This is a genomic window from Micromonospora sp. NBC_00860, from assembly GCF_045207375.1.
In the GTDB taxonomy this organism is placed as follows: Bacteria; Actinomycetota; Actinomycetes; order Mycobacteriales; family Micromonosporaceae; genus Micromonospora; species Micromonospora vinacea.
The window spans coordinates 4,878,001-4,904,841 of record NZ_CP108825.1 but is presented as its reverse complement, the minus strand read 5'-3'; the positions used below and the strand labels follow the sequence as shown (position 1 = coordinate 4,904,841).

The following is a 26,841-nucleotide window of genomic DNA, read 5'->3' as shown; positions in this document are numbered from 1 at the left end:
TTCCGGGCGCACCACGCCATTTACCGGCGGCCGTGTTCCGTAGCGCCGGCCTGGCTCGGCGTCTGCTCGGCCTGGCTCGGCGTCTGCCCGGCTCGGCTCCAGGCAAGCCATGTCCCTAGTGAGCGTGATGTCTGTGAGTCATCACGATGACTCACAGACATCACGCTCATCAACATGTACGCCTACCGGCGGAGCGCCCCGACCGGACGCAGCGTCGCCGTCGCGGTCAGACAGCGCCGTGCGGCGACCGGTAAGGGGACGCGGACCACCAGTTCCGGTGTGGGTGCAGCCGTCAGCGGGCGGCGGGGGTGAGGTCGGCCTCGACGGGCGGCGGGGTGGCCGCGTCGGCGTTGCGGCGACGGCGCAGCTCGATCGGGAGCACCACAAGGGTGACCAGCGCGCCGAGCGCTCCGGTCACCACGAAGCCCCAGAGCGGTGCGCTGGCGTCGATCACCGCTCCGGCGAGCGGCGCGCCGATCGCGATGCCGACGGTCACGGCGGAGCCGTGCAGGCCCATCGCCTCACCGCGTACCTCGGCCGGAACCAGGCGGCTGACCGCGTCCGAGCCGGCCGCGATGGTCGGCGCGCAGAGCGCGCCGGCGGGGATCAGCGCCAGGCACAGCAGCCACCAGTGCGCACCGCCCAGCCCTACCGGGATGGTGCACACGGCCAGCGCGGCGGTCAGTGCCAGCGGGGAGAACGAGCGGTGCACGGCCCCGTAGGCGAAACCGCCGGCCAGCGAGGCGACCGCCCAGATGGCCAGGACCGCGCCGGTCCAGCCGACCTCGCCGCTGGCCCGCAGGACGGCGACCACCGCCACGTCGGTGCCACCGAGCACCAGGGTCGCCGCGGCGCTGAGCGCCAGGACGGCGAGCAGCCGGGGTGACAGCCACTCCCGGCGCGGCACCCGGCGTTGTGGGCCGGTGGGCTCGGTGGCCTCCCGGATCGGTGGGTTGACCACCCACAGGGCGATCCCGGCGGCGACGATACCGCCACCGACCAGATACATGGTGGTCTGCGCCGAGATCGCGGTGACCAGGGCCACCGCCAACGCCGGGCCGATCATGAAGGACAGCTCCACCGACATCGAGTCCAGTGCGTAGGCCGGGCGGCGTTGGTCATCGGGGACCAGCGCGGCGATCGACTGACGGACCACGGAGAAGATGGGCAGGGCCAGGGAGCCGGCCACGAAGGCGGCCGGCAGGAGCACGGGGTACGTCAGTGAGGGCGCGGTGGACCAGAAGATCGCCTCGGCGATCCCGGTGAGTACCAGGACCGGGCGCAGCCCTCGCCGGTCCACGAGTCGGCCGAGCAGCGGCCCGCCGATCGCCGCGCCCACTGTGACAGCCGCACCCACCAGGCCGGCCGCCCCGTAGCCCCGATCGAGGTCGAGCACCACATGGAAGGTCAGCGTCACCCCGGTCGCGGTGAGCGGGATGCGGGCGAGGACGGCGACCACCAGCAGCGACCGCAGGCCGGGCAGGGCGAGCGCCCGCCGGTAAGGCTTCATGTTCACGTGGGTCCGTACCTCCGGCGACATCCTCGACCGGCGGCGGCCCCTTGGCCAACCAATTAACGCCTCATGCGGCCCTGATCACAGGCTGGCCTTGCATGATCACCCCGGCGCCTTCCATCGCCCGGAGGGCCACGTCGGTGGTCGCCGGGGCGACGGCGGCGGTCAACTCGAGCAGCACTGTGGTGGCGAAGCCCTCCCGGGCGGCGTCCAGCGCGGTCGCCCGGACGCAATGGTCAGTGGCGATGCCGACCAGGTCGACCCTGTCCACGTCGTGTCGGCGCAGCCAGTCGGCCAGGCACTCGCCGTCGCCCGCATGCCCCTCGAAACCGGAGTACGCCGCCGCGTGCTCGCCCTTGTGGAAGATCGCCTCGACCCGGTCCGTGTCGAGTTCGGGGTGGAACTCCGAACCGCTGGTGCCGACCACGCAGTGCCGGGGCCAGGACTCCACGAAGTCCGGCGGATCGCCGAAGTGGGCACCCGGGTCGACGTGGTAGTCCTTGGTGGCGACCACGTGCGCCCACCGGTCCGGCTCGGCGGCGAGCAACCGGGAGATCCCGGCGGCCACCCCTGCGCCGCCGGCGACGGCCAGCGAGCCGCCCTCGCAGAAGTCGTTCTGCACGTCCACGATGATCAGCGCGTTGGCCATCGGGGTCTCCTCTCTCCGTGCGGTCGGTGGCGCTCGGGGGGCCTCAGCCTGCGGGTACGACGGTGACCGGCACGGCCGGGTCGCCAGCCGACAGCTTCAGCCCCTCCCACGGGATGGAGATCAGACACTCCCGCAGGTGTTCCCGCGACTCGTCGAGGGTGGGCAACGTCACCGGCTCACCGGCCACCACGTACGACTGCTGGAGCAGGCGGTCGTTGGGCTGCCGGTCCGGAACGCCCTGCGGGACGATGACCTCCTCGGTGGCGGTGCCGGTCGGCTTGTGCCGGCGGACCGCGACCTTCCGGCCGCCGATCGTCGCCTTGTGCTCGGAGCGCTTCACCACCGGCCGTCCCTCGACCTCGACCAGCTTGTAGACCAGCCCCGCGGTCGGTGCCCCGGAGCCGGTGACCACTGCCGTGCCGGCGCCGTACATGTCCACCGGTTCGGCGGCCAGCGCGGCGATCGCGTACTCGTCCAGGTCACCGGAAACGATGATCTTGGTCTCGGTGGCGCCCAGCGAATCGAGCAGCTCCCGGGACTGTTGAGCGATCACCGCGAGGTCACCGGAGTCGATCCGTACGGCCCGCAGCTCCGGCCCGGCCACCGCTATCGCGTTGCGGATGCCCTGGCTGATGTCGTACGTGTCGACCAGCAGCGTGGTGTCCTTGCCCAGCGTGGCGACCTGCGAGGCGAACGCCGCCCGCTCGTCGTCGTGCAGCAGTGTGAACGCGTGCGCCGCGGTGCCCGCCGTCGGGATGCCGTAGCGCTCACCTGCGGCGAGGTTGGACGTGAACCGGAACCCGGCCAGGTACGCGGCCCGCGCCGCGGCCACCGCCGCTTCCTCGTGTGCCCGACGCGACCCCATCTCGATCAGTGCCCGGCCCCGAGCCGCGGTCACCATCCGGGCCGCTGCGGCCGCCACCGCGCTGTCGTGGTTGAGGACGGACAGCGCCAGCGTCTCCAACACCACACACTCGGCGAAGCCGCCGGAGACGGTGAGGATCGGTGAACCGGGGAAGAAAAGCTCACCCTCGGCGTACCCGTCGACGTCGCCGGTGAAGCGGTAGTCGGTGAGCCACGCCGCCGCCGTCTCGTCGACCACCCCGGTACGCAGCAGGAACTCGACCTCGGCGCTGTCGAACCGGAAGTCGCGGATCAGCTCGATCAGCCGGGTCGTCCCGGCGACCACGCCGTACCGGCGGCCGCTCGGCAGCCGGCGGCTGAACACCTCGAAGACACACCGGCGATCGGCGGTGCCGTCCTTCAGTGCCGCGCTGACCATGGTCAGCTCGTAGTGGTCGGTCAGGAGCGCGGGGCGGTGGATGCTCACCGCCCCAGCCTAAGGTTCAGCTCGTGTCGCCGCCGTCGTGGCCCGGGATCGAGCGTAACGCCGCCCACAGCTCGGCCCGACCGGTGACGCCGAGCTTGGCGTAGATCCGTTGGAGGTGGTTTTCCACAGTGCGCGCCGAGAGGTAGAGCCGTTCGGCGATGGCCCGACTGGGGGCGCCGTGCGCGGCGAGGCGTGCCACCTGCCACTCCCGCTCGGTGAGCACGGGCGCGCCGGCCTGGAGCGCCGCCGTCCGGATCAGGTCACAGCGGCCGAGCAACCCGGCGAGGCGCTCCCGGGCGTCGTTGGCCGCGGCCGAGTGCTGCCTGCGCAACCGCTGGACTGCCTGGGAGGTGGCCTCGGCGGCGTACACGGTCAACTCCAGGGCCGCGTAGTCGTCGGCGACCGCGAGCAGGTCGGTGGGGGAGTCGGTGACCGCGGCGCGGGCGTGCCGGGCCAGCAGCGGCGGGAGCACCCCGTCGACCCGCTCGGAGAGTTCGGCGAGGCGCTGCGCGACGGTGCGCCGGCCGCCATCGGAGCAGGTGGGCCCGACCGCCATGCCAGCCTGGTCCAGTCGGACGAGGTCGTGCAGGACGTGCACCTCGTGCCCGGCGAAGCCGTCCGAACGCAGCCGGTCCACCAGGTCGCCGAGGTGTTTGACAGCGCCCGGCAGGTCTCCCGTCGCGGCGAGCGTCGCGCCCCGAGCCTGCTCCAGCCACGGGTAGAGCACCGCCATGCCCGGCGCGTGGGTGCGGTCGGCTTCGGCCATCGCCGCAACCGCCTGCGCGGCGTCACCCCGCAGCGCCGCGGACTGGGCGCGTTCGGCCTGGGCCAGACCGGCGTAGACCCGACTCGTGGCCAGCACCGCGCAGGCGCCCAGGGACGCCCGCATGGCCGAGTCGCTCTGCCCGCGCAGCCGGGCCGCGTACGCCTGGAGGATGGCCAGGTAGCCGGTGCCGAGGCGGAAGTCGCCGGCGCCGGCGAGGTCGGCGAACTCGTCGGCCACGATCGCGTCGATCCCGGCCAGGTCGCCGGTGAGCATGAGCCGGGTGCCCCGGGCCAGCTCCAGGGCCAACTGGAGGTACGGCATGTCGGTGCGCCAACTGGCCGCGGCCGAGTGCACCTGGGCGATCGCCGTACCGCTGCGGGTCAGCTCGCCCTGCGCGGCCTGGACGTACGCGATGGTGGAGCGGGCCAGCTCGCGGGCGGCGACGCCGGCCGCCGGCCGGTCCAACACCTGTCGGCTGAGCTGCAGCGCGGTGGCCGTGTCCAGTCGGTGTAGGCGCATGATCGCCTCGAAGGCGTGCACCCGGGACCGGTCGGCGGAGTCGCTGAGCTGCTCGACCCGGCTCGCGATCTCCTCCACAGTGGACTCCCGGCTCAACCCCCAGTAACTGACCATGCCGCGAACGGTCAGCCAGCGGCAGAGCCGCCGCTCGTCGCCGGGCTCGGGCGTCACCGCGTCGAGGACCTCGATCGCCTCTTCGGGCCGGTCGGCGAACATCAGGATGGTGGCCAGCAGCTCCGCCGCGTCGTAGCCGCCGTCGGCGTTCAGCGCGGCCCGCGCCAGCCGGGTCGCCAGCGGTACGTCGTAGCGGGTGAACGCCTGCACCGCGGCGTCCAGCAGCAGGGCCGGATCCTGTGCCGTGCCCGAGTCGAGTCGCCAGACGGCCACCCGCAGCAGGTCGTCACGGCGGCGTTTGCCGACCTGCTCAAGCAGCTCGGCGAGGTGTGCCTGGAGTCGGCGGGTGCGGCTCACCGGACAGCGCCGGCGCATCACCTCGCCGTAGAGCGGGTGCGCCAGCCGGACGTTTGTGCGCCGGTCGTGTTGGACCACGGAGATCAGCCCGCGTTCCTCGGCGGTCTCCACGTCCGACTGCTCGGCGGCCTGCCTCAGGAGGTGCAGGCCCAGCGGTTCGCCGAACGCGACCAGCTCGACGACAGCGCGGACGCCGTCGGTGAGCTTGCCGACCCGGGTGTCGATGAGGTCGGTCAGGTTGGGCGCCAGCTCCAGTCGCCCGGTCCACTTCCAGATCCCGTAGGTGCGCTTCAACTCCGCGCTGCCGCTGGCGGCGTGCACCAACTCGCGCAGCAGCAGCGGGTTGCCGGCCGACAGGCGGCCGAGCCGGTCGGCGGAGCCGGCGTCGACCGGGCCGCCCAGGATCGCCGCCAGCAGGTCGGAGGTCTGCTCCTGCGGCATCGGGGTCAGCTCGACGTGTTCGACCAGGTCGTCGGTCCAGAGTGCGCGGATCGGCAGCGGGATCTGCTCGCCGTCGCGCAGGGTGCCGACCACTGTGGCGTTCTCGGCGCGGGCGACCAGGTGCACGAGCGCGGCCGAGGGTGGATCGAGGAGGTGGGCGTCGTCGATGGCGAGCACGATCCGGCGGCCGGCCGCCTGCTGTTGCAGCAGGTTGAGCGCCCAGCGCAGGATCCCGGCGGGGGAGAGGCCCTGGGGTTGCTCGGCGGGCAGGACCTGGACCAGCCCGCCGAACGGCAGCGCGGCGGTGGTGGCGCTGGCGGCGATGGACCAGATCGCGAACCGGTCGGTGGGCAACCCACCGACGCCCTCGCGCAGCAACCGACTCTTGCCGATGCCAGCGCTGCCGCTGAAGAAGAGCCCACGGCCGGCCTCACCGGTCACCGCCTCCAACAGGCGGTTGAGCTCATCCGTGCGGCCGACGAACTCCCATCGACTCATTCGCGCAGCATATCGACCGGAATCCGTCCGCGCCCGCACCGTCACCGTGCGAAGTTGAGTAACCGCACAATTACCGGTGAGTATTTGAGGTGTCCCGCCCGGTCGCCAGCCCGCCCGTAGTCTTCCGACATCCGGGTTTGCGTTCCGGAACTTTCGCGACCGGACCCACGGTCACCTGCAACGGGAGGCACCTGATGAAGCAGGGCCCTCTCCCCTCGGTCGACTCGCCGGACGACATGACCGGCCCAACCGACCTACCCACCTGCGGCCCCCTCCCCAGCCGGGTCGGCGTGTCCGGCGCCGCCCCGGACGAGCCGCTCGGTGTGGTCGCCGTCGGTCCGGCCGGTGCCGAACGGCGGGCCGTGCTCGCCACAGTGCTCGGGCTCGACCCGGTCATGCTCACCGTGCCGGCCGGCAGTTGGTTGGTGGTGCGCGACGCCAAGGTGCCCACCCGGGCTGCGTTCGTGCCGGGCTACCGCCAGCCGCACTCGTACGGCGCGGACCGGGATGCCGCCGGTCCGGCGTTGGCCCGCCCGCCTCGACGTGTCGAGTTGAGCGTGCCCGAGCCGCTGCTGCGGCACTTCACCCTGATCGACGTACCGGACACCGCCACCCTCGGCGTGTCCGGCACCCGGGTGCTGCTCGAAGCGGTGGGCAGAGCCGGCGCGCTGCTCTTCGTGATCGCCGCCGACCAGGCTTTCACCGCCGCCGAGTTGAACCTGCTCGCCGAAGTCGCTCCGACCTCGGTGGAGGTCGTCTTCGCGGTCACCCCGGGTGCGGCAGGTTGGGCTCCGCTGGCCGACGGCGCGGCGACTACGGAGGGCGCGGGGGCGTCCGTCCCGCCGGTCGGGGGTGCGGAGACCGAGGTGGATGCGGTCGCGGTGACGGTGGAGGCACACCGGGCGGTGCTCCTGGCCGCGGTGCCGGCGCTGGCCGGCGCGCGGTGGTTCCCGGTCGACGACGCCGACACCGCCGCCGACCTGCGGCGGGCGCTGGTGGGCTGGGCGTCGCGTGAGGGGTTGCAGCGGGCCAGCGTCGACCCACCGGTCCTGCCGGGTCAGCACTGTCGCGTCGCCGTGGCCGCCGACCCGGGTGACTGGTCCGAACGGCTCGACCGCCACGCCCGCTCGTGTGCTCAGCGGATCCGCCAGCACCTCGCCCTGGAGTTGGCGAACATCCACCTGCGGGCCGTTCAGGAGATCGTGTTCGGAGTCGGCTGTGCCGGCCTACCGGATCTCCTCGACCGGGAGATGGCGGCATTGTCGCTGTTGGCGACCGCGCAGTGCGACCAGGCGGTGCGCGGCATCGTGACCGACGTCGCGTCCCAGGTGCTCGGCGTGCCGCCGACCGAAGGCGTGCGACGCCGGATCACCCGGGCCGTGCAGTACGGACTTTCCGATCACCGGCCCGGCCAGGAATTGGACAAGGTGCTGTTGATCACCAGTACGGCCGGCGTGGCCGAGTTGACCGGCTCGGAGGCGATCGACGCCGCCGCCAGCTATCCGACGGCGTCCCGTGACGAGGTGCTCCCGCCGGTCGCTGTGGCACTCTCCGGCGGGTGCTGGCAGCAGTGGCGTACGCCCGGCAACGCCGACCACAGCGCGGCGCGGTCCTGGTCCCAACGGGCGGTGCGCGAGGTCGAGTTGGGGTTGTCCAGGGAGATCTCCCGACGGTTCGAGGTGATCCGCCTCTCGCTGGGCGTGGTGCTCTCCGATGCAGTCGATCACGGCATTCTGCTCGCCTGACGGCGCGCCCACCGGTGAGTCCGGGTCCGGGCCGGACCCCGCCTCCGAGGGCGTCCGGGGCGGGTCGGGAGTGCCCGGGGTGGGTGATCCGCGCCGGGCCGGCGTTCCGGTTCCTCGGTTCCGGGAAACCGGTGGCACGATGGGGGGCATGGCAGCTCCGCAGGTTGTACCGGTCGAGACGCCGGACACTGACGAGGTGCCGGCGTCCGACCGGCAGTGGGTGACGATCGTGTGGGACGACCCGGTCAATCTGATGACGTATGTGACCTGGGTCTTCCAGAAGCTTTTCGGCTACAGCCGGGAGAGGGCCGAACAGCTGATGCTGGACGTGCACCACAAGGGTCGCGCCGTGGTCTCCACCGGTGCCCGCGAGCGGATGGAGCACGACGCGTCGCAGCTGCACGCGTACGGGCTGTGGGCGACGGTGGACAGATCATGAGCATGTTCCATCGCCAGGCCGGTCGCTACGTCGCCGTCTTCGCCGTCGACGAGGTGCGGGTGCTGCGCAAGGTCGCCTCCGAGGTGGTGGGTCTGCTCACCGATGGCTTCGACCACACCGACCCGGTCGTCGGTCGGCTCTTTCCGGCGGTCTACCCGCAGGACGCTCCGGGCACCGCCGAGTTCCGCCGCTACACCGAGGGTGACCTGAAGACGGCGAAGATCGATCAGGCGGGGGCGATCCTGGCCGCGTTGCCGGACGACGCCGGTGGCGAGGTGCGGTTGGACGCCGAGGCCGCCGAGGCGTGGTTGCGGGCGCTCAACGACGCTCGGCTCGCGATGGGCGTCCGCCTGGAGATCAAGGACGGCACGGATCTGGGCGAGGAGCTGGACGACGCGGTCGCCGAGGACCCGGGTTCCAGCCGGGTGTTCCAGCTTTCGGTCTACGCCTATCTCGGGTATCTACAGGAGTCGCTGCTCAACGCCTTGATCGACTAGGGGTGACCGGCACCACTTCGGCCCGTGCCCGGCAGGCGTTAGGCTGGTGCACGTGCTGAGCATCGACCGGTCGATCATCGACGCGATCGTCGCCCACGCGCGCCGGGATCACCCCGACGAGGCGTGCGGCGTGGTCGCCGGTCCCGTCGGCAGCGACACCCCGACCCGGCACATCCCGATGGACAATGCCGCGCGGTCGATGACCTTCTACGAGTTCGACTCGATGGAGCACCTGCGCGTGTGGCGGGAGATGGACGACCGGGACGAGGAGCCCATCGTCATCTACCACTCGCACACCGCCACCGAGGCGTACCCGTCGCGGACGGACGTCTCCTTCGCCGGTGAGCCGGGGGCGCACTACCTGCTCGTCTCGACCCGTGAGCCCGACTCGGAGGAGATCCGGTCGTTCCGGATCGTCGACGGCGTGGTCACCGAGGAGCCGGTCCAGGTCGTGGAGGCCGGCGTCGACCCGCACGCCGTCCAGTCCTACATGTTCGGGCAGAGCCCGGCGACTGTCGATTACGAGTGTTCCGGCCGCTGACCTGTCAGCGCCGCAGCCCGTTTCGTCCCGTCACCGTAGGCACACCCGATCGAGGAGTTCGACATCATGGCCATTGAGGTTCGCATCCCCACCATCCTGCGCAGCTACACCGGCGGCGCCAAGGTCGTCGACGGCACCGGCGACACGCTCGCCGATCTGCTCACCGACCTGGATTCCCGGCACGGCGGTCTGCGCGGCCGGCTGATCACCGACGCGGGCACGCTGCACCGCTTCGTCAACGTCTACGTCAACGACGAGGATGTCCGTTTCCTCGGCGCGCTGGACGCGAAGCTCTCCGACGGCGACAGCGTCACCATCCTGCCGGCCGTGGCCGGCGGCGCGTTCGGCTTCGCCGCCGCCGCGGCGATCAGTTCGCACAGCGCCGCCGCCGCGGCGATCAGCTCGCACAGCGCCTCCGCGGTGGCCCGCGACGCCGTCGCGGCTCGCTGAGGTCGGCCGCCATGGCGCGGTACGACAGCCTGCTCGACGCCTGCGGGGGTACGCCGCTGGTCGGCCTGCCCCGACTCTCCCCGACGGTGCCCGACGGGGCTCCTCCGGTGCGGCTCTGGGCCAAGCTGGAGGACCGCAACCCCACCGGCAGCATCAAGGACCGCGCGGCGCTGTTCATGGTCCGGGCTGCGGAGGAGGCTGGCCGGCTCCGCGCGGGTGACACCATCCTCGAACCGACGAGTGGCAACACCGGCATCTCGTTGGCGATGGTGGCCAAGCTGCGCGGCTACCGGCTGGTCTGCGTGATGCCGGAGAACGTCTCCACCGAGCGGGTCCAGCTGCTCCGGATGTACGGGGCCGAGATCATCTTCTCGCCGGCGGCGGGCGGTTCCAACCAGGCGGTCGCCACCGCCAAGCAGATCGCCGCCGAGCACCCCGACTGGGTGATGCTCTACCAGTACGGCAACGAGGCGAACGCGCGGGCGCACTACGAGACGACCGGGCCGGAGCTGCTGCACGACCTGCCCAGCATCACGCACTTCGTGGCCGGGCTGGGCACCACCGGCACCCTGATGGGCACCGGGCGTTACCTGCGGGAAAAGGTCGAGGGCATTCAGGTGGTGGCCGCCGAGCCGCGCTACGGCGAGTTGGTCTACGGCCTGCGCAACATCGACGAGGGGTACGTTCCGGAGCTCTACGACGCCTCGGTGCTCTCCCGGCGGTTCTCGGTCGGCACCCGGGACGCGGTGTTGCGTACCCGTCAGCTGGTGGAGGTGGAGGGCATCTTCGCCGGGTTCTCCACCGGTGCCATCCTGCATGCCGCGCTGGCGGTGGCGCACGAGGCGGTGCGCGACGGCCGGCGGGCCGATGTGGCGTTCGTGGTCTGCGACGGCGGCTGGAAGTACCTGTCCACCGGCGCGTACGGCGGCACGCTCGCCGATGCCGAGGACGCCCTGGAGGGGCAGCTCTGGGCGTGACCGATTTTGGTCTGCCGACTACGGGCCGTCGACATTCGTCGACGGCCCGTTCGCTGCCCGGCGTACCGCGAGCGGGTGTCACGTTCGTGACAACTTCCGTTGGATGATTCTTGCCGCCGGGTGCGCCAGCGTAGGCTGCGCAGCGTGGCGTACGCGTCGGTAGAGATCATGGCTGGGACCATCGCCGGCACGGGTGCTACTGATAGTGACAGCGAGACCACTCGATGCGACTGACCGTTCTGGGAAGCGCCGGCAGTTTTCCTGGCCCCGAATCCCCCTGCTCGGCCTATCTCGTCGAGGCCGACGGCTTCCGGCTCCTGGTCGACTTCGGCTCGGGGTCGCTGTCCAGCCTTCAGCGGTACGCGGGGTTGCACGCCCCGGATGCGATCCTGCTGACCCACCTGCACTGCGACCACATGTTCGACGCCGTGCTGTACGTGGTGGTGCGCCGGTGGGCCCCGGACGGCCCCTACCCGGCGCTGCCGGTGTACGCGCCCGCCGGTGCGCCGGACCGGCTCAGCGCCGCGTACGGCGAGGACAGTTCGGTGGAGGACGTGTACCAGTTCTACGCGCTTCAGCCGGGCACCTTCCCGATCGGCCCGTTCAGCGTCACCGTCGACCGGGTCAACCACCCCGTCGAGACGTACGGCGTGCGACTGGAGCACGACGGCCGTTCGCTGTGCTACTCGTCGGACACCGCGCCCTGTGAGGCGCTGCTGCGGCTGGCCCAGAACGCCGACGTGTTCCTCTGCGAGGCCAGTTACCTCGACGGCGTGGACAATCCGCCGGATCTGCACCTGACCGGTCGGGAGGCCGGTGAGGCGGCGACCAAGGCCGCTGTCGGCCGGCTGTTGCTCACCCACCTGGTGCCCGCCTGGGGCAGCGAGGCCCACACGCTGGAGTCGGCCGCCTCCGCGTACACCGGGCCGCTCGAGGTGGTCCGGCCCGGCGCCAGCTACGACGTCTGACGCGCCGAGTCCCGGTTCGCCGGGCCGGGCCGCGGTGTTGTGCCGTACTGTTCGCCGGCCGGTCAGCGGACGGTCGTCTGGCGCACCCGTGGCACCCGCACGGTGTGGGCATGCGGATCGCCATCGTGACCGAGTCGTTCCCACCGGATGTGAACGGCGTCGCGCACTCCGTGGTGCGGACGGCGGAGCACCTGCTCGACCGGGGCCATGAGCCGGTGGTCATCGCGCCCGCCCCGCCCGGTGGCCGGCAGGGCGTGGACCGGCTGCCGTACCCGGTGGTGCGCATCCCGAGCGTGCCGCTGCCCCGCTACCAGGGCTTCCGGCTGGGTGTGCCGACCAACGCCCGACTGACCGGGGCGCTGCTCTCGGCCGAGCCGGACGTGGTGCACCTGGCCAGTCCGTTCGTCCTGGGCGCCCGGGCGGCCACGCTGGCCAGCCGGAACCGGCTGCCCACGGTGGCCGTGTACCAGACCGATGTGGCGGCGTACGCCCGGGCGTACCGGGTGAGTTGGGGCGAGGCGGCGGCCTGGCGGCGGATCCGCGAGATCCACAATTCGGCGCAGCGCACCCTCGCCCCCTCCACCCGGGCCGCCGCCGACCTGATCGCCAACGGGGTGCAGCGGATCTGGCTGTGGCGGCGCGGCGTGGACGCCGTTCGCTTCGATCCGGCCAAGCGGTGCGCGGCGTTGCGGGACCAGCTGGCGCCCGGCGGTGAGCTGCTGGTCGGCTACGTCGGGCGGCTCGCCCCGGAGAAGCGGGTGGAGTTGCTGGCGGCGACGTCGCGACTGCCCGGGGTGCGGGTGGTGGTGGCCGGAGACGGCCCGACCCGCCGCCAGTTGGCCCGCGAACTGCCCGGGGTGACCTTCCTGGGCGTGCAACAGGGCGAGGATCTGGCGCGGCTCTACGCCAGCCTGGACCTGTTCGTGCACACCGGACCGCACGAGACCTTCGGCCAGACCATCCAGGAGGCGCTGGCCTCCGGGGTGCCGGTGGTGGCCCCGGCCAGCGGCGGCCCGGTCGACCTGGTCGACCAGGGCGTGACCGGACTGCTGGTGGCACCGAACGACGGCGACGCGCTCGCCGCGGCGGTGGCCGAGCTGACCGGTGACGCCGATCGGCGGCGGGCCTACGGGCTGGCCGCCCGGGTCGCGGTCAGTCGCCGCAGCTGGGCGGCGGTCGGCGACGAGCTGATCGGGCACTACCACGCGGTACGCGCCGTCGCCGCCACCGCCGGCCTGCCGGCCGCCTCGTGACCGGGGCCGCCGGAGGGCTGCGGATCGCGCGGCTCGCCAACTTCGTCACGGAACGCTCCGGCGGCCTGCGTACCGCGCTGCGGCACCTCGGTGCCGGTTACCGGGCGGCCGGGCACGATCCGGTGCTGGTGATACCCGGTCAGCGGGCCGCCGACGAGACGTACCCGTGGGGGCGGGTGGTCACAGTGCCCGGACCGCGGCTGCCGGGCAGCGGTGGCTACCGGCTGCTCGCCGGCCGACGCCGGTTGGCCCGGCTCCTCAGCGACCTGGCACCGGACCGGTTGGAGGTCTCCGACCGGTCGTCGCTGCGCTGGACCGGCCGGTGGGCGCGGGCGCACGGGGTGCCGTCGGTGATGGTGTCGCACGAGTCGCTGACCGGGCTGCTCGGCCAGTGGGGTGTGCCGGACCCGCTGCGCCGCCCGACCGCCGACCGGCTGAACCGGGCGACCAGCCGGGCGTACGACCGGATCGTCTGCACGACCCGGTGGGCTGCCGAGGAGTTCGACCGGATCGGCGCCGGCAACGTGGACCTGGTGCCTCTCGGGGTGGACCTGGACACCTTCGCCCCGCAGCGGGCCGACCCACGGGTGCGCGAGCGGTACGCCGACGCCACCGAGTTGCTGCTGGTGCACTGCGCCCGGCTGTCCCCGGAGAAGCGACCCGAGTTGGCGGTGCAGACCCTCGCCGAACTGCGCCGGGCGGGCGTACCGGCGGTGCTGGTGATGGCCGGTGACGGCCCGTTGCGCGGCGCCCTGGCCCGACGGGCTGCGGGGCTGCCGGTCACGTTCACCGGTTTCCTGCCGGACCGCGCCGCGGTGGCCGCGTTGCTGGCCAGCGCGGACGTGGTGCTGGCACCGGGCCCGGTGGAGACCTTCGGCCTCGCCGGCCTGGAGGCGCTGGCCTGCGGCACTCCGGTGGTGGTCAACGCGGCCAGCGCGCTGCCCGAGGTGGTCGGCGAGGCCGGGCTGGCGGCGTACGGCTCGGGGGTGTCGATGGCGGCGGCGGTGAGCCGCCTGGCGGCCCGCCCGGAGGCGCAGCGGCGGCGGGCCGCGCGGGCGCGGGCCGAGGAGTTCGGCTGGCCGGCGGCGGTCGCCGGGTTCCTCGGTGTGCACGGCGCGGACGCTGGTCGGGGCACCCCGGCGGAGGTGGATCGCCGCACCGCATAGGGTGCAGGCATGGTGCGACCTGACGGGCGAGGGCCCTCTCAACTTCGACCGGTGACCCTGACCCGTGGCTGGAGCACCCATCCGGAGGGCTCGGTGCTCGTCGAGTTCGGCGGCACGCGGGTGCTCTGCACGGCGAGCGTCACCGAGGGGGTGCCCCGCTGGCGCAAGGGCTCCGGGCTCGGCTGGGTGACCGCCGAGTACGCGATGCTGCCGCGGGCCACCAACACCCGCTCCGACCGGGAGAGCGTCAAGGGTCGGGTCGGTGGCCGTACCCACGAGATCTCCCGGCTGATCGGCCGCAGCCTGCGGGCCAGCATCGACCTCAAGGCGCTCGGCGAGAACTCGATAGTGCTCGACTGCGACGTGCTCCAGGCCGACGGCGGCACCCGCACGGCCGCGATCACCGGCGCGTACGTCGCGTTGCACGACGCGGTGGGCTGGCTCGCCGCCCGGAAGTCGTTGGCCGGCAAGCCGGAGAAGGTGATGCACCGCTCGGTGTCCGCGGTCAGCGTGGGGATCATCGCCGGGGAGGCCCGGCTCGACCTCTGCTACGAGGAGGACGTCGCCGCCGAGGTGGACATGAACGTGGTGTGCACCGGGGAGGGAGACTTCGTCGAGGTGCAGGGCACCGGCGAGGCGGGCGTGTTCGCCCGCGACCAGCTCGACGCCCTGCTCGACCTGGCCGTCGCCGGCTGCGCCGAGTTGGCCGAAGCCCAGCGGAAGGCTCTCGCGTGAGCGCGAGGAGTGAGCTTGCGAGCCCCGCAGTCGCGAACAGAGGTGACTCAGCATGAACAAGGTCCTACTCGCCACCCGTAACCGCAAGAAGCTGGTCGAGCTGCAGCGGATCCTGGACGGCGCCCTCGGCGCGCACCGGATCGCCCTGCTCGGCCTGGACGACGTCGAGCAGTACGCGGAGCTGCCGGAGACCGGCCTGACCTTCGGCGAGAACGCGCTGATCAAGGCGCGGGAGGGTTGCCGGCAGAGCGGGCTGCCCACCATCGCCGACGACTCGGGGCTCGCGGTGGACGCGCTCAACGGGATGCCGGGGGTGTTCAGCGCCCGCTGGTCCGGCCGGCACGGCGACGACCGGGCCAACCTTCAGCTGGTGCTGGACCAGATCGCCGACGTGCCGGACGAGCAGCGGGCCGCCTCGTTCGTCTGCACTGTGGCGTTGGTGCTGCCCGGCGGCAAGGAGCACCTCGTCGACGGCCGGCAGTCCGGGCGGGTGCTGCGCGCGCCGCGCGGCGACGGCGGGTTCGGCTACGACCCGATCTTCCTGGGCGACGGACAGGACCGGACCAACGCCGAGCTGACCCCGGCGGAGAAGGACGCCATCAGCCACCGGGGCAAGGCGCTGCGCGAGCTGGCCAAGCTTGTCGCGAAGGTTCTGCCGCCCGCCGCCTGACGGGCGGGAGGTGCTGCCGCCCGCCGCCTGACCCGCGGTGGACGACAGCGACCCGACGGGAGATCAGCCCAGCGGGCCGACCTCCCGTTCGATGGCGGCGCGCAACTCCGGCCCGGCGACCACGGCACGGGCTGCCTCCATCACCGGGGCGAGGAACACGTCCGGGCCGGGCTCGCCGGCTGCCGCACCGAGTGCGGCGACGGCCGCCCGGCCGGCCGGGGACGGCTCCAGCGGGGCGCGCAACTGCAAGCCGCGTACGCCGGCGAGCAGCTCCACAGCGAGCAGGCTGGTCAGGTTGTCCAGCACGGTCCGCAGCTTCTTGGCCGCCGCCCAGCCCATCGAGACGTGGTCCTCCTGCATGCCGCTGGTGGGCAGCGAGTCCACCGAGGCGGGGGCGGCCAGCCGACGGTTCTCGGCGACGATCCCGGCCGCCGTGTACTGGGCGATCATCAGCCCGGAGTTGACCCCGGCGTCGGGGGAGAGGAACGCCGGCAGCTCCCGGGAGCGGGTGACGTCGAGCAGCCGGTCCACCCGCCGCTCGGCGATCGCGCCCACCTCGGCGGCGGCGATGGCCAGGAAGTCCGCGGCGAAGCCGAGCGGCGCGCCGTGGAAGTTACCTGTCGACTCGACCCGGCCGTCCGGCAGCACCACCGGGTTGTCCACAACGGACACCAGCTCCCGGGCCGCGACGGTGCGGACGAAGTCCAGTGTGTCGCGGGCCGCGCCGGCCACCTGCGGGGCACACCGCATCGAGTACGCGTCCTGCACGGCGTGCGCCAGGTCGTCGCGGTGCGAGTCCATCACCCGGGAGTCCTGCAACAACAGGTGGATGTTCGCCGCCGACGCCGCCTGACCGGGGTGCGGGCGGATCGCGTGCAGCTCGGGCAGGAACGGCCGCTCCGAGCCGAGCATCGCCTCGATGGCCAGCGCCGCCGTCACGTCGGCCATGGCGAACAGGTGCGCCGAATCGTGGATGGCCAGCAGCAGCATGCCGAGCATGCCGTCGGTGCCGTTGATCAGCGCCAGCCCCTCCTTGGCGGCCAGCTCGATCGGCTTGAGCCCGGCGGCGGTCAGCGCGTCGGCCGCGTCCTGCCGCTCACCGGCCGGGCCGAGCACCCAACCCTCACCCAGCAGCACCAGCGCGCAGTGCGCCAGCGGCGCCAGGTCGCCGGAGGCGCCCAGCGAGCCATGCTCCGGCACCCACGGGGTGATGTCGTGGTTGAGCAGGTCGACCAGGGCCTCCGCGACCAGCGGCCGGACCCCGGAACAGCCCAGGGCGAGGGACCGGACCCGCAGCAGCATCATGGCCCGGACCACCTCGCGCGGCATCGGGGCGCCCACCCCGGCGGCGTGCGAACGGATCAGCGCGTGTTGCAGCTCGGCCCGCCGGTCCGGGGCGATGAAGGTGTTGGCCAACGCGCCGAACCCGGTGGAGACCCCGTAGACGGGACGGCCCGACGACTCGATGCCGTCCACGATGGCCCGGCTGGTCGCCATCGCGTCGATGGTGGCCGGGGCGAGGACGACCGTGGCGGTTCCGCGGGCCACCGCGAGCACGTCGTCGGCGGTGATCCCGGTGGGCTGGATGGTCACGTTCGTCATTGCGGTACTCCGTTGCGTATTACCTGGCGGATCAGGGGGACACCGGGCCGGTAGGCCAGGTGCAGGTGTGACGGCGCGTCGAGGACGACGAGGTCGGCCCGCGCGCCGGGGGTGAGGACACCGATGTCGTCGCGGCGCAGCGCCCGCGCGCCACCGGCGGTGGCGGCCCAGACCGCCTCCGCCGGGGTCATCCGCATCTCGCGGACCGCCAGGGCCACGCAGAACGGCATCGACGAGGTGTACGACGAGCCGGGGTTGCAGTCCGTCGCCAGCGCCACTGTGACCCCGGCGTCGAGCAGCCGGCGGGCGTCCGGGTACGGCGAGCGGGTCGAGAACTCCGCGCCGGGCAGCAGGGTCGCCACCGTGCGGGTGCCCGACCCGTCGCTGTGGGCCGTGTCGGCCAGTGCGGCCACGTCAGCGTCGCTCAAATGGGTGCAGTGGTCGACGCTGGCCGCGTCCAACTCCACGCCCAGCTGCACCCCGGGGCCGGGGCCGAGCTGGTTGGCGTGCAGTCGTACGCCCAGCCCGGCGGCCTGACCGCAGGCCAGGATGGCGCGGGCGTGGTCCACGTCGAAGGCGCCCCGCTCGCAGAACACGTCGATCCACTTCGCGTACGGAGCGGCGGCGGCCAGCATCGGTCCGCAGACCAGTCCGACGTAGTCGTCCGGGCGGTCGGCGTACTCGGCGGGCACCACGTGCGCGCCCAGGAAGGTGGTCTCGGTGCTGGTCTCGGCGGCGATCCGCAGCGAGCGGGCCTCGTCGGCGACGGTCAGGCCGTACCCACTCTTGATCTCCATGGTCGTGGTGCCCTGGCGCAGCGCCTCCCCGCGCAGTCGGCGCACGGTGACCCGAAGCTCGTCGTCGGTGGCGGCCCGGGTAGCGCCGACAGTGGTCCGGATGCCTCCGCCGGTGTAGGGCTGACCGGCCATCCGAGCGGCGAACTCGGCGGCCCGGTCGCCAGCGAAGACCAGGTGGGCGTGGCTGTCCACGAAACCGGGCAGCACGGCGGCCCCACCGGCGTCGACGTGGTGGTCGGCGGCCGGCGCGTACGCGGACGGCCCGACCCAGACCACCCGGCCCTCCTCGACCAGTACGGCGGCGTTGCGGCGGATGCCGAGCGGGCCCTCGCCGGCACCGTTGGTGACCAGCTCCCCGATGTTGTCGACCAGCAGGCTGCTCATGAGGGAATCACCGCCTCGATGGCCGCCGACAGTTCGGCCGGCACGTCGACGGTCAGGTGTCGGCCCTCGGCGACCACCACGCGGCCGTCCACCACCACCTGCTCGACGTCGGCCGCGCCGGCAGCGAAGAACGCGCCGACCGGCGGCACCCCGGCGGTGCGGGCGCTGTCCAGGCGTACCGTCACCAGGTCGGCGCGGGCGCCCACGGCGATCCTCCCGGCGTCGGCCCAGCCCAGCGCGGCGTGCCCGGCGACGCTGGCCGCGCTCAGCAGGTCGAGTGGCGCGAAGTGGCCGCGCCGGCGGGTACGCAGGCGCTCGTCCAGCTCCACCGCCCGAGCCTCCTCGAACAGGTCGATCACGGCGTGGCTGTCGCTGCCGAGGCTCAGCCGGATGCCCGCGTCGGCCATCCGCCGGGCCGGGCCGATGCCGTCGGCGAGGTCCCGTTCGGTGGTCGGGCAGAGGCACACCCCGGTCCGGCTGTCACCGAGCAGCGTCAGGTCCGCGCTGGTGGGGTGGGTGGCGTGGACGGCTGTGGTGTCCGGCCCGAGCACGCCGTGCTCGGCGAGCAGCGCGGTGGGCGTGCGCCCGTGCACGGCCCGGCACTCGTCGTTCTCGGCGGGCTGCTCGGAGAGGTGCACGTGCAGCGGTGCCTGCCGGTCGCGGGCCCAGTCGGCGACAGTGCGCAACTGGTCGGCGGGGACGGCCCGCGCCGAGTGCACTGCCGCGCCCACCCGGGCGTGTGGGTCCGTCGGCTGGAACGCCGCCGCCCGTCCGGCCCAGCGGCCGGCGTCACCGTCGCCGAAGCGGCGCTGTGGACCGGCGAGGGGCCGACCGTCCACGCTGGAGGTCAGGTAGCAGGTGTCCAGCAGTGTGAGTCGGATCCCGGCGTGCGCGGCGGCCTCCACCAGCGCGGCGCCCATCGCGTTCGGGTCGTCGTACGCGCCACCGTCCGGCCGGTGGTGCAGGTAGTGGAACTCGCCCACGCAGGTGATTCCGGCGAGCGCCATCTCGGCGTAGACGGCCCGGGCCAGGGCGAGGTACGTGTCCGGGTCAAGCCGGTCCGCGACGGCGTACATCTGGTCCCGCCAGGTCCAGAAGTCGCCCCGCCCGCCGTGGGTACGCCCGCGCAGCGCCCTGTGGAAGGCGTGCGAGTGTGCGTTCGCGAGGCCGGGCAGGGTCAGGCCGGGCAGCCGGGTGGCGTCGCCCAACACCTCCACGCCGGCGGCCGGGCCGCCAGCCCCCGCCAGCGGTGTGAGTGCGGCGATCCGCCCGTCCTCAACCTCGATGAGCACGTCAGGGGTGGGTTCGGCGTGCTCGGGCAGCCAGGCGTATTCAGCGAGCCAGCGGGCGGTGGTCATACTCCTCGCCTCCTTTGGAGCTGAATCGTCTGCGACATCAGCGGCCGGGGTGACGCCGACAGTTGGGGCGCTTCGGCTGATTCGTTTACGACATCAGCTCCAAAGGACGACAACAGGAGATGCCGCACCTCGCCACGCCGGAGACTCCGCACCCACCGACGCCGCAGCTCCGTGCCGTCCGCGGAGCGGCTCGCGATGTCGTTCACCGGCATGTCAGCTCCTCCAACACCCGGGCCAGCGCTCGCACCCCGGCGGCGCAGTCGTCGTCGGTGGCCGCCTCGGCGGGGGAGTGGGAGACACCGGTCGGGTTACGCACGAAGAGCATCGCTGTGGGCAGGTACGCGGCGAGCACTCCGGCGTCGTGCCCCGCGCCGGTGGGCAGCACCGGCGCGTCGAGCAGCGTGGCCAGCCGTTTGGCCAGCCCGCCGTCGAAGGCGACCACCGGGGTGGCCGACTCCTCGGTGACGGTCACCGTCGTACCGTCGCGGCGGGACCGCTCGGCGAGCTTGCCGCGCACCGCGTCGACAAGCCCGGTCAGCGTCTCCGGGTCGGCGGCCCGGGCGTCCAGCCAGCCGGTCACCTTCGACGGGATCGCGTTTGTGGCGTTGGGTTCGACGGCGACCCGGCCCACTGTGGCGTGCGCGCCGCGCAGCCGGGCCTCCTTATTGGCCGCCAGCACCATGAACGCGTAGGTCAGCATCGGGTCACGCCGGTCGGCCATCCGGGTGGTACCCGCGTGGTTGCCCTCGCCGACCACGTCGAAGCGCCACCGGCCGTGCGGCCAGATCGCGCTGGCCACCGCGACCGGCGCGTCCGTGTCGACGAGCGCCCGGCCCTGCTCGACGTGCAACTCGACGAAGGCGCCGAACCGGCCCAGCAGCTCCGGGCGGGCGCCCGCCGGCCGGTCGCCGAGCGCCTCGGCGAAGCTCACCCCGGCCGCGTCGCGCAGGCCGGCCGCACGGTCGGCCGACAGCGCCCCGGTGAGCAGCCGCGAACCCAGACACGGCACGCCGAAGCGCGCACCCTCCTCCTCGACGAAGGCACCCAGAACCAGCGGCCGGTCCGGGGTGACGCCGGCGGCGCGCAGCTCGTCCACGGCGAGGAACGCGCTGACGATGCCGAGCGGCCCGTCGTACGCCCCGCCGTGCGGCACCGAGTCGAAGTGGCTGCCGGTGAGCACCGCGTCGGACGCCTCCGGGTCACCCCAGTGGGCGAAGAGGTTGCCGTTGCCGTCCTCGGTGACCGGCATGGCACGGCGCTCGGCCTGCGCGCGGAACCAGGCGCGCAGCTCCCGCTCCGGCTCGGTCAACGCGTACCGCAGATACCCGCCGCTGCCGGCGTCCCGCCCGACCGGCGCGATCTCGTCCCACAGCGCCCGGAACCGGGCGGAAAGGTCGTCGCTCATACGGCACCCTCGGTCATGGGCACCCGGACCCCGGTGCGGTCGGCGACCTCGCGGGCGCTCTCGTAGCCGGCGTCGACGTGCCGGATGACGCCCATCGCCGGGTCGTTGGTGAGCACCCGCTCGATCTTCTGACCGGCGAGGGCTGTGCCGTCGGCCACGCACACCTGCCCGGCGTGGATCGACCGGCCGATGCCCACGCCACCACCGTGGTGGATGGACACCCAGGAGGCGCCGCTCGCCGTGTTCACCAGGGCGTTGAGCAGCGGCCAGTCGGCGATGGCATCGGAGCCGTCGGCCATCCCCTCGGTCTCCCGGTACGGGCTCGCGACGCTGCCGGTGTCCAGGTGGTCGCGGCCGATCACCACCGGGGCGGAGAGTTCACCGGAGGCGACCATGTCGTTGAACCGGACGCCCGCCCGGTCCCGTTCGCCCTGGCCGAGCCAGCAGATCCGGGCCGGCAGGCCCTGGAACGCGACCCGCTCACCGGCCAGCTTGATCCAACGGGCCAGCGACTCGTTCTCCGGGAACAGGTCGAGGATGGCCCGGTCGGTGGCCGCGATGTCCGCCGGGTCACCGGAGAGCGCCGCCCACCGGAACGGACCCCGACCCTCACAGAACAACGGCCGGATGTACGCGGGCACGAAGCCCGGGAAGTCGAAGGCGCGCTGGTAGCCGCCGAGCTGCGCCTCACCCCGGATCGAGTTGCCGTAGTCGAACACCTCCGCGCCGGCGTCGAGGAAGCCGACCATCGCCTCGACGTGCTTCGCCATCGACGCACGCGCCCGGTCGGTGAACTCGGCCGGCTTCGCGGCGGCGTAGTCCCGGGCCTCGGCCAGCTCCACCCCCACCGGCAGGTACGCCAGTGGGTCGTGCGCGCTGGTCTGGTCGGTCACGATGTCGATCTCGACGCCCCGGGTCAGCAGATCCGGGAAGACCTCGGCGGCGTTGCCGACCACGCCGACGCTCAGCGCCCGGCGCTCCCGCTTCGCCGCGCGGACCCGAGCGATCGCGTCGTCCAGGGAGTCGGCGACCTCATCCAGGTAGCGGTCGTGCACCCGACGGTCGAGCCGGGTGCGGTCCACGTCCACGATCAGGCACACGCCACCGTTCATGGTGACCGCGAGTGGCTGCGCGCCGCCCATTCCGCCGCAGCCGGCGGTCAGCGTCAGCGTGCCGGCCAGGGTGCCTTCGAATCTCTTGGCGGCGACCGCCGCGAACGTCTCGTAGGTGCCCTGGAGAATGCCCTGCGTTCCGATGTAGATCCACGAACCGGCGGTCATCTGCCCGTACATGGTCAGGCCGAGCTGTTCGAGACGGCGGAACTCCGGCCACGTCGCCCAGTCGCCGACCAGGTTCGAGTTGGCCAGCAGCACCCGAGGCGCCCACTCGTGGGTGCGCATCACCCCGACCGGGCGGCCCGACTGCACCAGCATCGTCTCGTCCTCGCGCAGGTCGGTCAGCGTGCGGACCAACGCGTGGTACGACGGCCAGTCCCGCGCCGCCTTGCCGGTGCCGCCGTAGACCACCAGGTCGTCGGGGCGTTCGGCGACCTCGGGGTCGAGGTTGTTCATCAACATCCGCAGGGCGGCCTCCTGCTGCCACCCGCGGGTGGTGAGCTGGCTGCCCCGTGCGGCACGAATGGGCTGGGTCATCTCTGGTTCTCCTCCGGTCAACCGAGGAACAACTGTCGGCGGGCCGCGGAGGCTTCGAACGCCTCCAGTCGGCGCTGGGTGTCGGCCGGCGCGGCATCGCAGATCGCCTGCAACAGCACCATGGCCAGGGTCATCGGGGCGGTGTGCAGGTCGAAGACGAGCTGCGCGCCGACCGCGGCGGCGAGCACCACGTCGGCGTGCTCGGTGGCCGGGCTGACCGGCGAGTCGGTGATCGCCACCACTGTCAACCCGGCGCGGCGGGCGTCGCGCAGCGCGTCCAGGGTCTCCCGGGGGTAGCGGGGCAGCACGAATGCCAGCACGGCGGACGCGCCGGCCTCGGCGGCCTGCTCCAGACGGTCGGTGAGCAGGCTGCCGCCGTCGTCGAGGACCCGTACGTCCGGGTGCACCTTGGCCGCGAAGTAGGCGAAGTACGCGGCCAGTGGCGCGGCGGCGCGCAGGCCCAGCACCGGTAGTGGGCGACTCGCGGCGAGCAGCCGCCCGGTCTCGGCGATCCGGTCCCGGTCGGCGAGCTGACCGGCCAGTCGGTCCAGGTTGTCCATTTCGGCGCGTACCGCCTGCTGGAGTTCGTTGCCAACGTCCGTCGGTCCGCCCGGCGTCGCGGTGGTCAGGTCGCGCAGGCGGCGCCGTAGCGCCGGGTAGCCGTCGTGGCCGAGCGCGACGGCGAACCGGGTGACCGACGGCTGGCTGACCCCGGCCAGTTCGGCGACCTCGGCGGCGGACAGGTAGGCGACGGTGGGGGCGTGCTGCACCAGACAGTGCGCGATCCGGCGCTGTGTGGGGGTGAGTCGCACGCCCTGGAACAGGTCGAGCACCCGGTCAGCGGGTGCCTCGACAGCTCCTTCATTCATGGGCCGACTCTATGCATGAGAACTTTCACTGGCAAGCGACCTGGGCCGTCGCCGACCGCCCCGGGCGGGGCAGGCCCGGTTGGCCGACGGTCGGTACTATCCGCACGGCGGTTCAACGGAGGAGTGCGCATGCAGCCGGAAGGCCCCTACAGGTACACCCACGCGCTCGGCGGGTCTCCGGTGGGGAAAGCATGGGCCGCGATCGACGAGCACGGCCGTTTCGTCACCGTTGCGGTGCTCGACGCCGCCGTGGCCGCCACCCCGGGCTGGCGCGAGGCGTTCGCCGGGGCCGCCGACCTGCTGGCCAAGTCGGCCGACCCGATGCCCTACACGTACGCCGACTTCTCCGCTGCCGCACCGTGGGTGGCCTACCCGGCCGAGGCGGGTCCCGGCGCCGAGAAACTGTTCCGGGCACTCGGTGTCGACTACATCCCCGCCCCGACGGTTGCCCCACCGACGTCCGCGCCGCCCTCGGTCTCCGCGCCGCCCTCGGTGTCGGCCCCGCCCTCGGTGTCGGCCCCGCCCTCGGTGTCGGCCCCGCCTTCGGTCTCCGCCCCGCCTTCGGTGTCCGCGCCGCCGGTTTCCGGCGGTCCGCAGGCCCCGTGGGCGGTGCAGCCCGGCCCGATCCCCGGTCAGCTGGTCTCCGCGGCCCCGCACTCCGTCTCCGGCGTACCCACCTCGCCGGGGCCGGTCACCTCGTCACCGCCGGCCGCGCACATTTCCCCGGTCAGTGGGCCGGGCCCCGACGCCTTCGCGGCACCGCCGCACGACCCGTTCAGCTCGCCGACCCAACGGATCCGGCCCTCTCCGCCCCGCAAGAGCCGTACCGGGCTCTGGATCGGGATCGCCGCCCTGGTGGTGGTGCTCGTCGGTGGTGTGGGTGCCGTCGCGTGGCGCAGCTTCGGGGGGCCGTCCGACACCCCGACGGCGAGCCCCGCGCCCACCGGCGTGGCTCAGTCCGGTCCGACGGCCTCGCTGCCCACCAGCCCGCCGCAGCAGCCGGGCCTGGAGCCGCCCCGACCCGGCGACTGGCCCAGGTGGCCAGCCTTCGCCAGCGGTGAAGCGGCACGAACACTCAGCCCTGATGGTGTGGGCTTCAAGTTCGCGGTGCCAGCTGACTGGGAGTGCGCGCCCGGAGGCAGCGCCGAAGGACAGGTCGAGTACAACTGCGGCGCCTCGATCGGCGAAAACTCGGAGATCGGCGGCCAGCTGATTGTCCGTGATTGCCGAGAATGCAACGAGGAGCGGCGCACCGCCCTGCGCAAGGCGGAGGAGGCGTGGGGGCTGCAGTGGCGCGCCGCTGGGCAGTACGTCGTCCTGGTCGAAACCGTGAAGCTGAACGGCGCTGAGAGGTACGGCGTCGTTGTGGTCGCATTCTGGCGGTCGGATCCGGACGGTGCGGTCGACCGCCAACTCGTCCTGAGAATGACCGCGCCGACGGCATATATGGACACCGTTCGGCGTGTGATCAACTCTGTTCGTGACAACGCGCGCTTCTGAGGAGCCGCGGGTCGCGGTGATCAGCGGATCACGGGAGTGGGTGAGGCTGCCGGCGGACGAGCTGAACGCCCGGGGGGTGGGACCGGATCGACGGCGTCCTTTCTGGACTCCGATGCGGCACGAACCTTCTGAAAACTGTCCTTCAGGCCGTCTCGCAACGCTCGGCTCAGCGGACGTTCCACGAAACGGTGCACGACGTAGGCCAGTAACAGTGCTCCGCCGACGACGACGCCCAGAAGCAGCCACGGGGGCACATCGTCGCGCAGATGACGGATGACGGTGCGCCCGTTGGCCGAGTGGATCAGATAGAGCGGGTAGGTGAGAGCGCCGATGGTCGCCAACCCTCGCCATTGGAGCCGTGCGAACCAACCGAGCGCGATGCCGATCATCAGGAGATAGAAGAAGGCCACCAGGGCCAGCGACACTTTCCACGACATCGGCAGACCGGCCTTCACGAACGGGGCGACCCGTGCGTCCAACATGACGGCATTGATCGCGAAGGAGAAGCCGACAATGCACCAGAGTAGGAGACTCTGCCCGAACCGGTGGATGAGGTAGAGCGCCATTCCCGCGACGAAGTACGACGCGAATCGTGGCTCGACCACCAACGTCAGAAACCTGAAGTCGGAGCTGTGCGCGATGAGCGCGAGCGTGGTCCAGATCATGCAGAACATGAGGACTCGGCGGTACGTGACGCCGAAGGCGACCACGATCAGGAACAGCAGATAGAACTTCAGTTCGATCAGCAGCGTCCAGTACGGCTCGTCGAGGTTGTTCAACTGCAGCAGGTTCTGCGTCATGGTGAGGTTGCCGATGACCTGCCGCAGGTCGGGCGCCTTCTCCCCGGGGTGTGGCCACAGCACGAGGACTGACGCGGTCAGGACGACCGCGAACAGATATGCCGGCATCAGTCGGGTGACCCGTGAGGTGAAGAAGTCACTCAGGGACCGGCCCCACGAACTCATGCAGATCACGAAGCCGCTGATCATGAAGAAGAGTTCCACCCCCAGCCACCCGTAACTGGCGGCCTGCCGCAGTGGGGCGCCGAACAAATTTGCAGTGTCGGCTGCCCAGGACTCCCTGGCATCGGCGAACAGCAGGTGGTATGCGACGACCGCCATCGCGGCGAGGAAACGCAGCAGGTCCAGCACATAGAGCCGCGGTGTACGCGAAGTGGCCGGCGCGGGCGGCCGATCGAGCGCCGCTTGGATCGGCAACTCGACGGTCTGGTCCTTGAGCGTCGAGCGGTCCGCGTGCGTGAGGTTCATGTCAACGCCCTGGCGAGAGAGGTGATCGGGGGAACGTAGGATACGTACCGGCCCTCGACGACCCGGAACGGGACGCGCTTCAGGACACTTCGGATGCCACGTCTGCCGCCGGCGATAGAGGCGGGCCTGACTCCGCGGTCACCAGAGGAAGAAGACCGCCAACTCAGCTTACCGAGACCCTCGATGACTATGTGGTCCTGTACCCGGGACGAGGGGTTGGCGATATGCGCCGCAAATGACAAAAAGGGGAATTGGAGCACCTTGACCGCCCCGTTCTATTACGCCCGCCGCAGTCGACCGTGGAGGACAGTCGTGTCACACAGCGGCCCGGGACCGCTGGTTGGTCGCTCACACGCCCCTCTATGATGAGCCCGCGAA

At 72.3% G+C, this 26,841-nt stretch carries 23 protein-coding genes; 12 read left to right on the top strand and 11 right to left on the bottom strand.

The genetic code is table 11. The features are described from left to right. Positions 1–292 precede the first annotated feature (292 nt). From OH804_RS22425 to OH804_RS22410, 4 genes are read right to left on the bottom strand one after another with little or no spacing between them, the layout of a single operon-like run. Positions 293–1,540: an MFS transporter gene (locus OH804_RS22425; RefSeq protein WP_196921325.1), complete on the bottom strand. Its 1,248-nt coding sequence runs from the start codon at positions 1,538–1,540 to the stop codon at positions 293–295. A 40-nt stretch (positions 1,541–1,580) separates the two neighbouring features. Next, complete coding sequence (locus OH804_RS22420; protein WP_406059302.1) at positions 1,581–2,162, bottom strand: isochorismatase family protein; 582 nt, start codon at positions 2,160–2,162, stop codon at positions 1,581–1,583. Positions 2,163–2,205: 43 nt separating this feature from the next. Then, positions 2,206–3,492 (bottom strand): nicotinate phosphoribosyltransferase, encoded by a 1,287-nt coding sequence (locus tag OH804_RS22415; RefSeq protein WP_196921327.1) that lies wholly within the window; start codon positions 3,490–3,492, stop codon positions 2,206–2,208. 16 nt (positions 3,493–3,508) lie between these two features. Then, positions 3,509–6,187, bottom strand: a complete 2,679-nt coding sequence (locus OH804_RS22410) for a LuxR C-terminal-related transcriptional regulator (RefSeq protein WP_196921328.1) — start codon at positions 6,185–6,187, stop codon at positions 3,509–3,511. 194 nt (positions 6,188–6,381) lie between these two features. Between OH804_RS22410 and OH804_RS22405 the strand changes: the two genes are divergently transcribed. The 11 genes from OH804_RS22405 (at position 6,382) to rdgB (ending at position 15,628) form a co-directional block, all read left to right on the top strand. Further along, positions 6,382–7,932, top strand: a complete 1,551-nt coding sequence (locus OH804_RS22405) for a hypothetical protein (protein WP_406059300.1) — start codon at positions 6,382–6,384, stop codon at positions 7,930–7,932. A 148-nt stretch (positions 7,933–8,080) separates the two neighbouring features. Continuing rightward, the gene (gene clpS, locus OH804_RS22400) at positions 8,081–8,371 is read left to right on the top strand and encodes an ATP-dependent Clp protease adapter ClpS (RefSeq protein WP_030331276.1); all 291 of its coding nucleotides are present in this window, start codon (positions 8,081–8,083) and stop codon (positions 8,369–8,371) included. Beyond that, entirely contained in the window at positions 8,368–8,868 is a 501-nt protein-coding gene (locus OH804_RS22395; protein WP_196921330.1) for a DUF2017 domain-containing protein, read from the top strand. Before clpS ends, OH804_RS22395 begins: the two co-directional genes overlap by 4 nt. A gap of 52 nt (positions 8,869–8,920) precedes the next feature. Then, on the top strand, positions 8,921–9,409 hold the full coding sequence (locus OH804_RS22390) for a Mov34/MPN/PAD-1 family protein (RefSeq protein WP_196921331.1): 489 nt from the start codon (positions 8,921–8,923) through the stop codon (positions 9,407–9,409). A gap of 66 nt (positions 9,410–9,475) precedes the next feature. After that, positions 9,476–9,859, top strand: coding sequence for a MoaD/ThiS family protein (locus OH804_RS22385; RefSeq protein ID WP_406059296.1), 384 nt, complete (start codon positions 9,476–9,478; stop codon positions 9,857–9,859). Between the two features lie 11 nt (positions 9,860–9,870). Continuing rightward, entirely contained in the window at positions 9,871–10,836 is a 966-nt protein-coding gene (locus OH804_RS22380; RefSeq protein ID WP_279517161.1) for a PLP-dependent cysteine synthase family protein, read from the top strand. A 224-nt stretch (positions 10,837–11,060) separates the two neighbouring features. Next, a complete protein-coding gene (locus tag OH804_RS22375) occupies positions 11,061–11,804 on the top strand; it encodes an MBL fold metallo-hydrolase (RefSeq protein WP_196921334.1) in 744 nt (247 codons plus the stop codon). 110 nt (positions 11,805–11,914) lie between these two features. Then, positions 11,915–13,057, top strand: coding sequence for a glycosyltransferase family 1 protein (locus OH804_RS22370; RefSeq protein ID WP_196921335.1), 1,143 nt, complete (start codon positions 11,915–11,917; stop codon positions 13,055–13,057). Then, complete coding sequence (locus tag OH804_RS22365; protein ID WP_307788597.1) at positions 13,054–14,223, top strand: glycosyltransferase; 1,170 nt, start codon at positions 13,054–13,056, stop codon at positions 14,221–14,223. The genes OH804_RS22370 and OH804_RS22365 overlap by 4 nt, the downstream gene beginning before the upstream one ends. Positions 14,224–14,232: 9 nt before the next feature. Beyond that, positions 14,233–14,958, top strand: coding sequence for a ribonuclease PH (rph, locus tag OH804_RS22360; RefSeq protein ID WP_196921336.1), 726 nt, complete (start codon positions 14,233–14,235; stop codon positions 14,956–14,958). A gap of 52 nt (positions 14,959–15,010) precedes the next feature. Beyond that, positions 15,011–15,628 carry an RdgB/HAM1 family non-canonical purine NTP pyrophosphatase gene (rdgB, locus tag OH804_RS22355; protein ID WP_196921337.1) on the top strand — a complete coding sequence of 206 codons (618 nt, stop codon included), beginning with the start codon at positions 15,011–15,013 and terminating at the stop codon, positions 15,626–15,628. Between the two features lie 63 nt (positions 15,629–15,691). Here the strand turns inward: rdgB and hutH are convergent, their stop codons facing one another. From hutH to OH804_RS22325, 6 genes are all read right to left on the bottom strand, one after another. Continuing rightward, on the bottom strand, positions 15,692–17,230 hold the full coding sequence (gene hutH, locus OH804_RS22350) for a histidine ammonia-lyase (RefSeq protein ID WP_196921338.1): 1,539 nt from the start codon (positions 17,228–17,230) through the stop codon (positions 15,692–15,694). Next, positions 17,227–18,411: an imidazolonepropionase gene (hutI, locus tag OH804_RS22345; RefSeq protein WP_406059291.1), complete on the bottom strand. Its 1,185-nt coding sequence runs from the start codon at positions 18,409–18,411 to the stop codon at positions 17,227–17,229. The genes hutH and hutI overlap by 4 nt, the downstream gene beginning before the upstream one ends. Continuing rightward, on the bottom strand, positions 18,408–19,769 hold the full coding sequence (locus tag OH804_RS22340; protein ID WP_406059289.1) for a formimidoylglutamate deiminase: 1,362 nt from the start codon (positions 19,767–19,769) through the stop codon (positions 18,408–18,410). The genes hutI and OH804_RS22340 overlap by 4 nt, the downstream gene beginning before the upstream one ends. A 202-nt stretch (positions 19,770–19,971) precedes the next feature. Continuing rightward, positions 19,972–21,174 (bottom strand): allantoate amidohydrolase, encoded by a 1,203-nt coding sequence (locus tag OH804_RS22335; protein ID WP_196921341.1) that lies wholly within the window; start codon positions 21,172–21,174, stop codon positions 19,972–19,974. After that, positions 21,171–22,826 carry a urocanate hydratase gene (hutU, locus tag OH804_RS22330; protein WP_196921342.1) on the bottom strand — a complete coding sequence of 552 codons (1,656 nt, stop codon included), beginning with the start codon at positions 22,824–22,826 and terminating at the stop codon, positions 21,171–21,173. The genes OH804_RS22335 and hutU overlap by 4 nt, the downstream gene beginning before the upstream one ends. A gap of 17 nt (positions 22,827–22,843) precedes the next feature. Beyond that, positions 22,844–23,695, bottom strand: a complete 852-nt coding sequence (locus tag OH804_RS22325) for a MurR/RpiR family transcriptional regulator (RefSeq protein ID WP_196921343.1) — start codon at positions 23,693–23,695, stop codon at positions 22,844–22,846. Positions 23,696–23,824: 129 nt separating this feature from the next. Between OH804_RS22325 and OH804_RS22320 the strand changes: the two genes are divergently transcribed. Next, positions 23,825–25,195: a hypothetical protein gene (locus OH804_RS22320; RefSeq protein ID WP_406059286.1), complete on the top strand. Its 1,371-nt coding sequence runs from the start codon at positions 23,825–23,827 to the stop codon at positions 25,193–25,195. 20 nt (positions 25,196–25,215) lie between these two features. Here OH804_RS22320 and OH804_RS22315 read toward each other — a convergent pair whose 3' ends face one another. After that, positions 25,216–26,463, bottom strand: a complete 1,248-nt coding sequence (locus tag OH804_RS22315; RefSeq protein WP_196921345.1) for an acyltransferase — start codon at positions 26,461–26,463, stop codon at positions 25,216–25,218. Positions 26,464–26,841: the final 378 nt, after the last annotated feature.

What these genes read in the sequence shown, in the direction of transcription:
- OH804_RS22425 (WP_196921325.1), bottom strand. Translation starts at nt 1,540, where the DNA reads ATGTCGCCGGAGGTACGGACCCACGTGAACATGAAGCCTTACCGGCGG.
- OH804_RS22420 (WP_406059302.1), bottom strand. Translation starts at nt 2,162, where the DNA reads ATGGCCAACGCGCTGATCATCGTGGACGTGCAGAACGACTTCTGCGAG.
- OH804_RS22410 (WP_196921328.1), bottom strand. Translation starts at nt 6,187, where the DNA reads ATGAGTCGATGGGAGTTCGTCGGCCGCACGGATGAGCTCAACCGCCTG.
- OH804_RS22405 (WP_406059300.1), top strand. Translation starts at nt 6,382, where the DNA reads ATGAAGCAGGGCCCTCTCCCCTCGGTCGACTCGCCGGACGACATGACC.
- clpS (WP_030331276.1), top strand. Translation starts at nt 8,081, where the DNA reads ATGGCAGCTCCGCAGGTTGTACCGGTCGAGACGCCGGACACTGACGAG.
- OH804_RS22395 (WP_196921330.1), top strand. Translation starts at nt 8,368, where the DNA reads ATGAGCATGTTCCATCGCCAGGCCGGTCGCTACGTCGCCGTCTTCGCC.
- OH804_RS22385 (WP_406059296.1), top strand. Translation starts at nt 9,476, where the DNA reads ATGGCCATTGAGGTTCGCATCCCCACCATCCTGCGCAGCTACACCGGC.
- OH804_RS22380 (WP_279517161.1), top strand. Translation starts at nt 9,871, where the DNA reads ATGGCGCGGTACGACAGCCTGCTCGACGCCTGCGGGGGTACGCCGCTG.
- OH804_RS22375 (WP_196921334.1), top strand. Translation starts at nt 11,061, where the DNA reads ATGCGACTGACCGTTCTGGGAAGCGCCGGCAGTTTTCCTGGCCCCGAA.
- OH804_RS22370 (WP_196921335.1), top strand. Translation starts at nt 11,915, where the DNA reads ATGCGGATCGCCATCGTGACCGAGTCGTTCCCACCGGATGTGAACGGC.
- rph (WP_196921336.1), top strand. Translation starts at nt 14,233, where the DNA reads ATGGTGCGACCTGACGGGCGAGGGCCCTCTCAACTTCGACCGGTGACC.
- rdgB (WP_196921337.1), top strand. Translation starts at nt 15,011, where the DNA reads ATGAACAAGGTCCTACTCGCCACCCGTAACCGCAAGAAGCTGGTCGAG.
- hutH (WP_196921338.1), bottom strand. Translation starts at nt 17,230, where the DNA reads ATGACGAACGTGACCATCCAGCCCACCGGGATCACCGCCGACGACGTG.
- hutI (WP_406059291.1), bottom strand. Translation starts at nt 18,411, where the DNA reads ATGAGCAGCCTGCTGGTCGACAACATCGGGGAGCTGGTCACCAACGGT.
- OH804_RS22340 (WP_406059289.1), bottom strand. Translation starts at nt 19,769, where the DNA reads ATGACCACCGCCCGCTGGCTCGCTGAATACGCCTGGCTGCCCGAGCAC.
- OH804_RS22335 (WP_196921341.1), bottom strand. Translation starts at nt 21,174, where the DNA reads ATGAGCGACGACCTTTCCGCCCGGTTCCGGGCGCTGTGGGACGAGATC.
- hutU (WP_196921342.1), bottom strand. Translation starts at nt 22,826, where the DNA reads ATGACCCAGCCCATTCGTGCCGCACGGGGCAGCCAGCTCACCACCCGC.
- OH804_RS22325 (WP_196921343.1), bottom strand. Translation starts at nt 23,695, where the DNA reads ATGAATGAAGGAGCTGTCGAGGCACCCGCTGACCGGGTGCTCGACCTG.
- OH804_RS22320 (WP_406059286.1), top strand. Translation starts at nt 23,825, where the DNA reads ATGCAGCCGGAAGGCCCCTACAGGTACACCCACGCGCTCGGCGGGTCT.
- OH804_RS22315 (WP_196921345.1), bottom strand. Translation starts at nt 26,463, where the DNA reads ATGAACCTCACGCACGCGGACCGCTCGACGCTCAAGGACCAGACCGTC.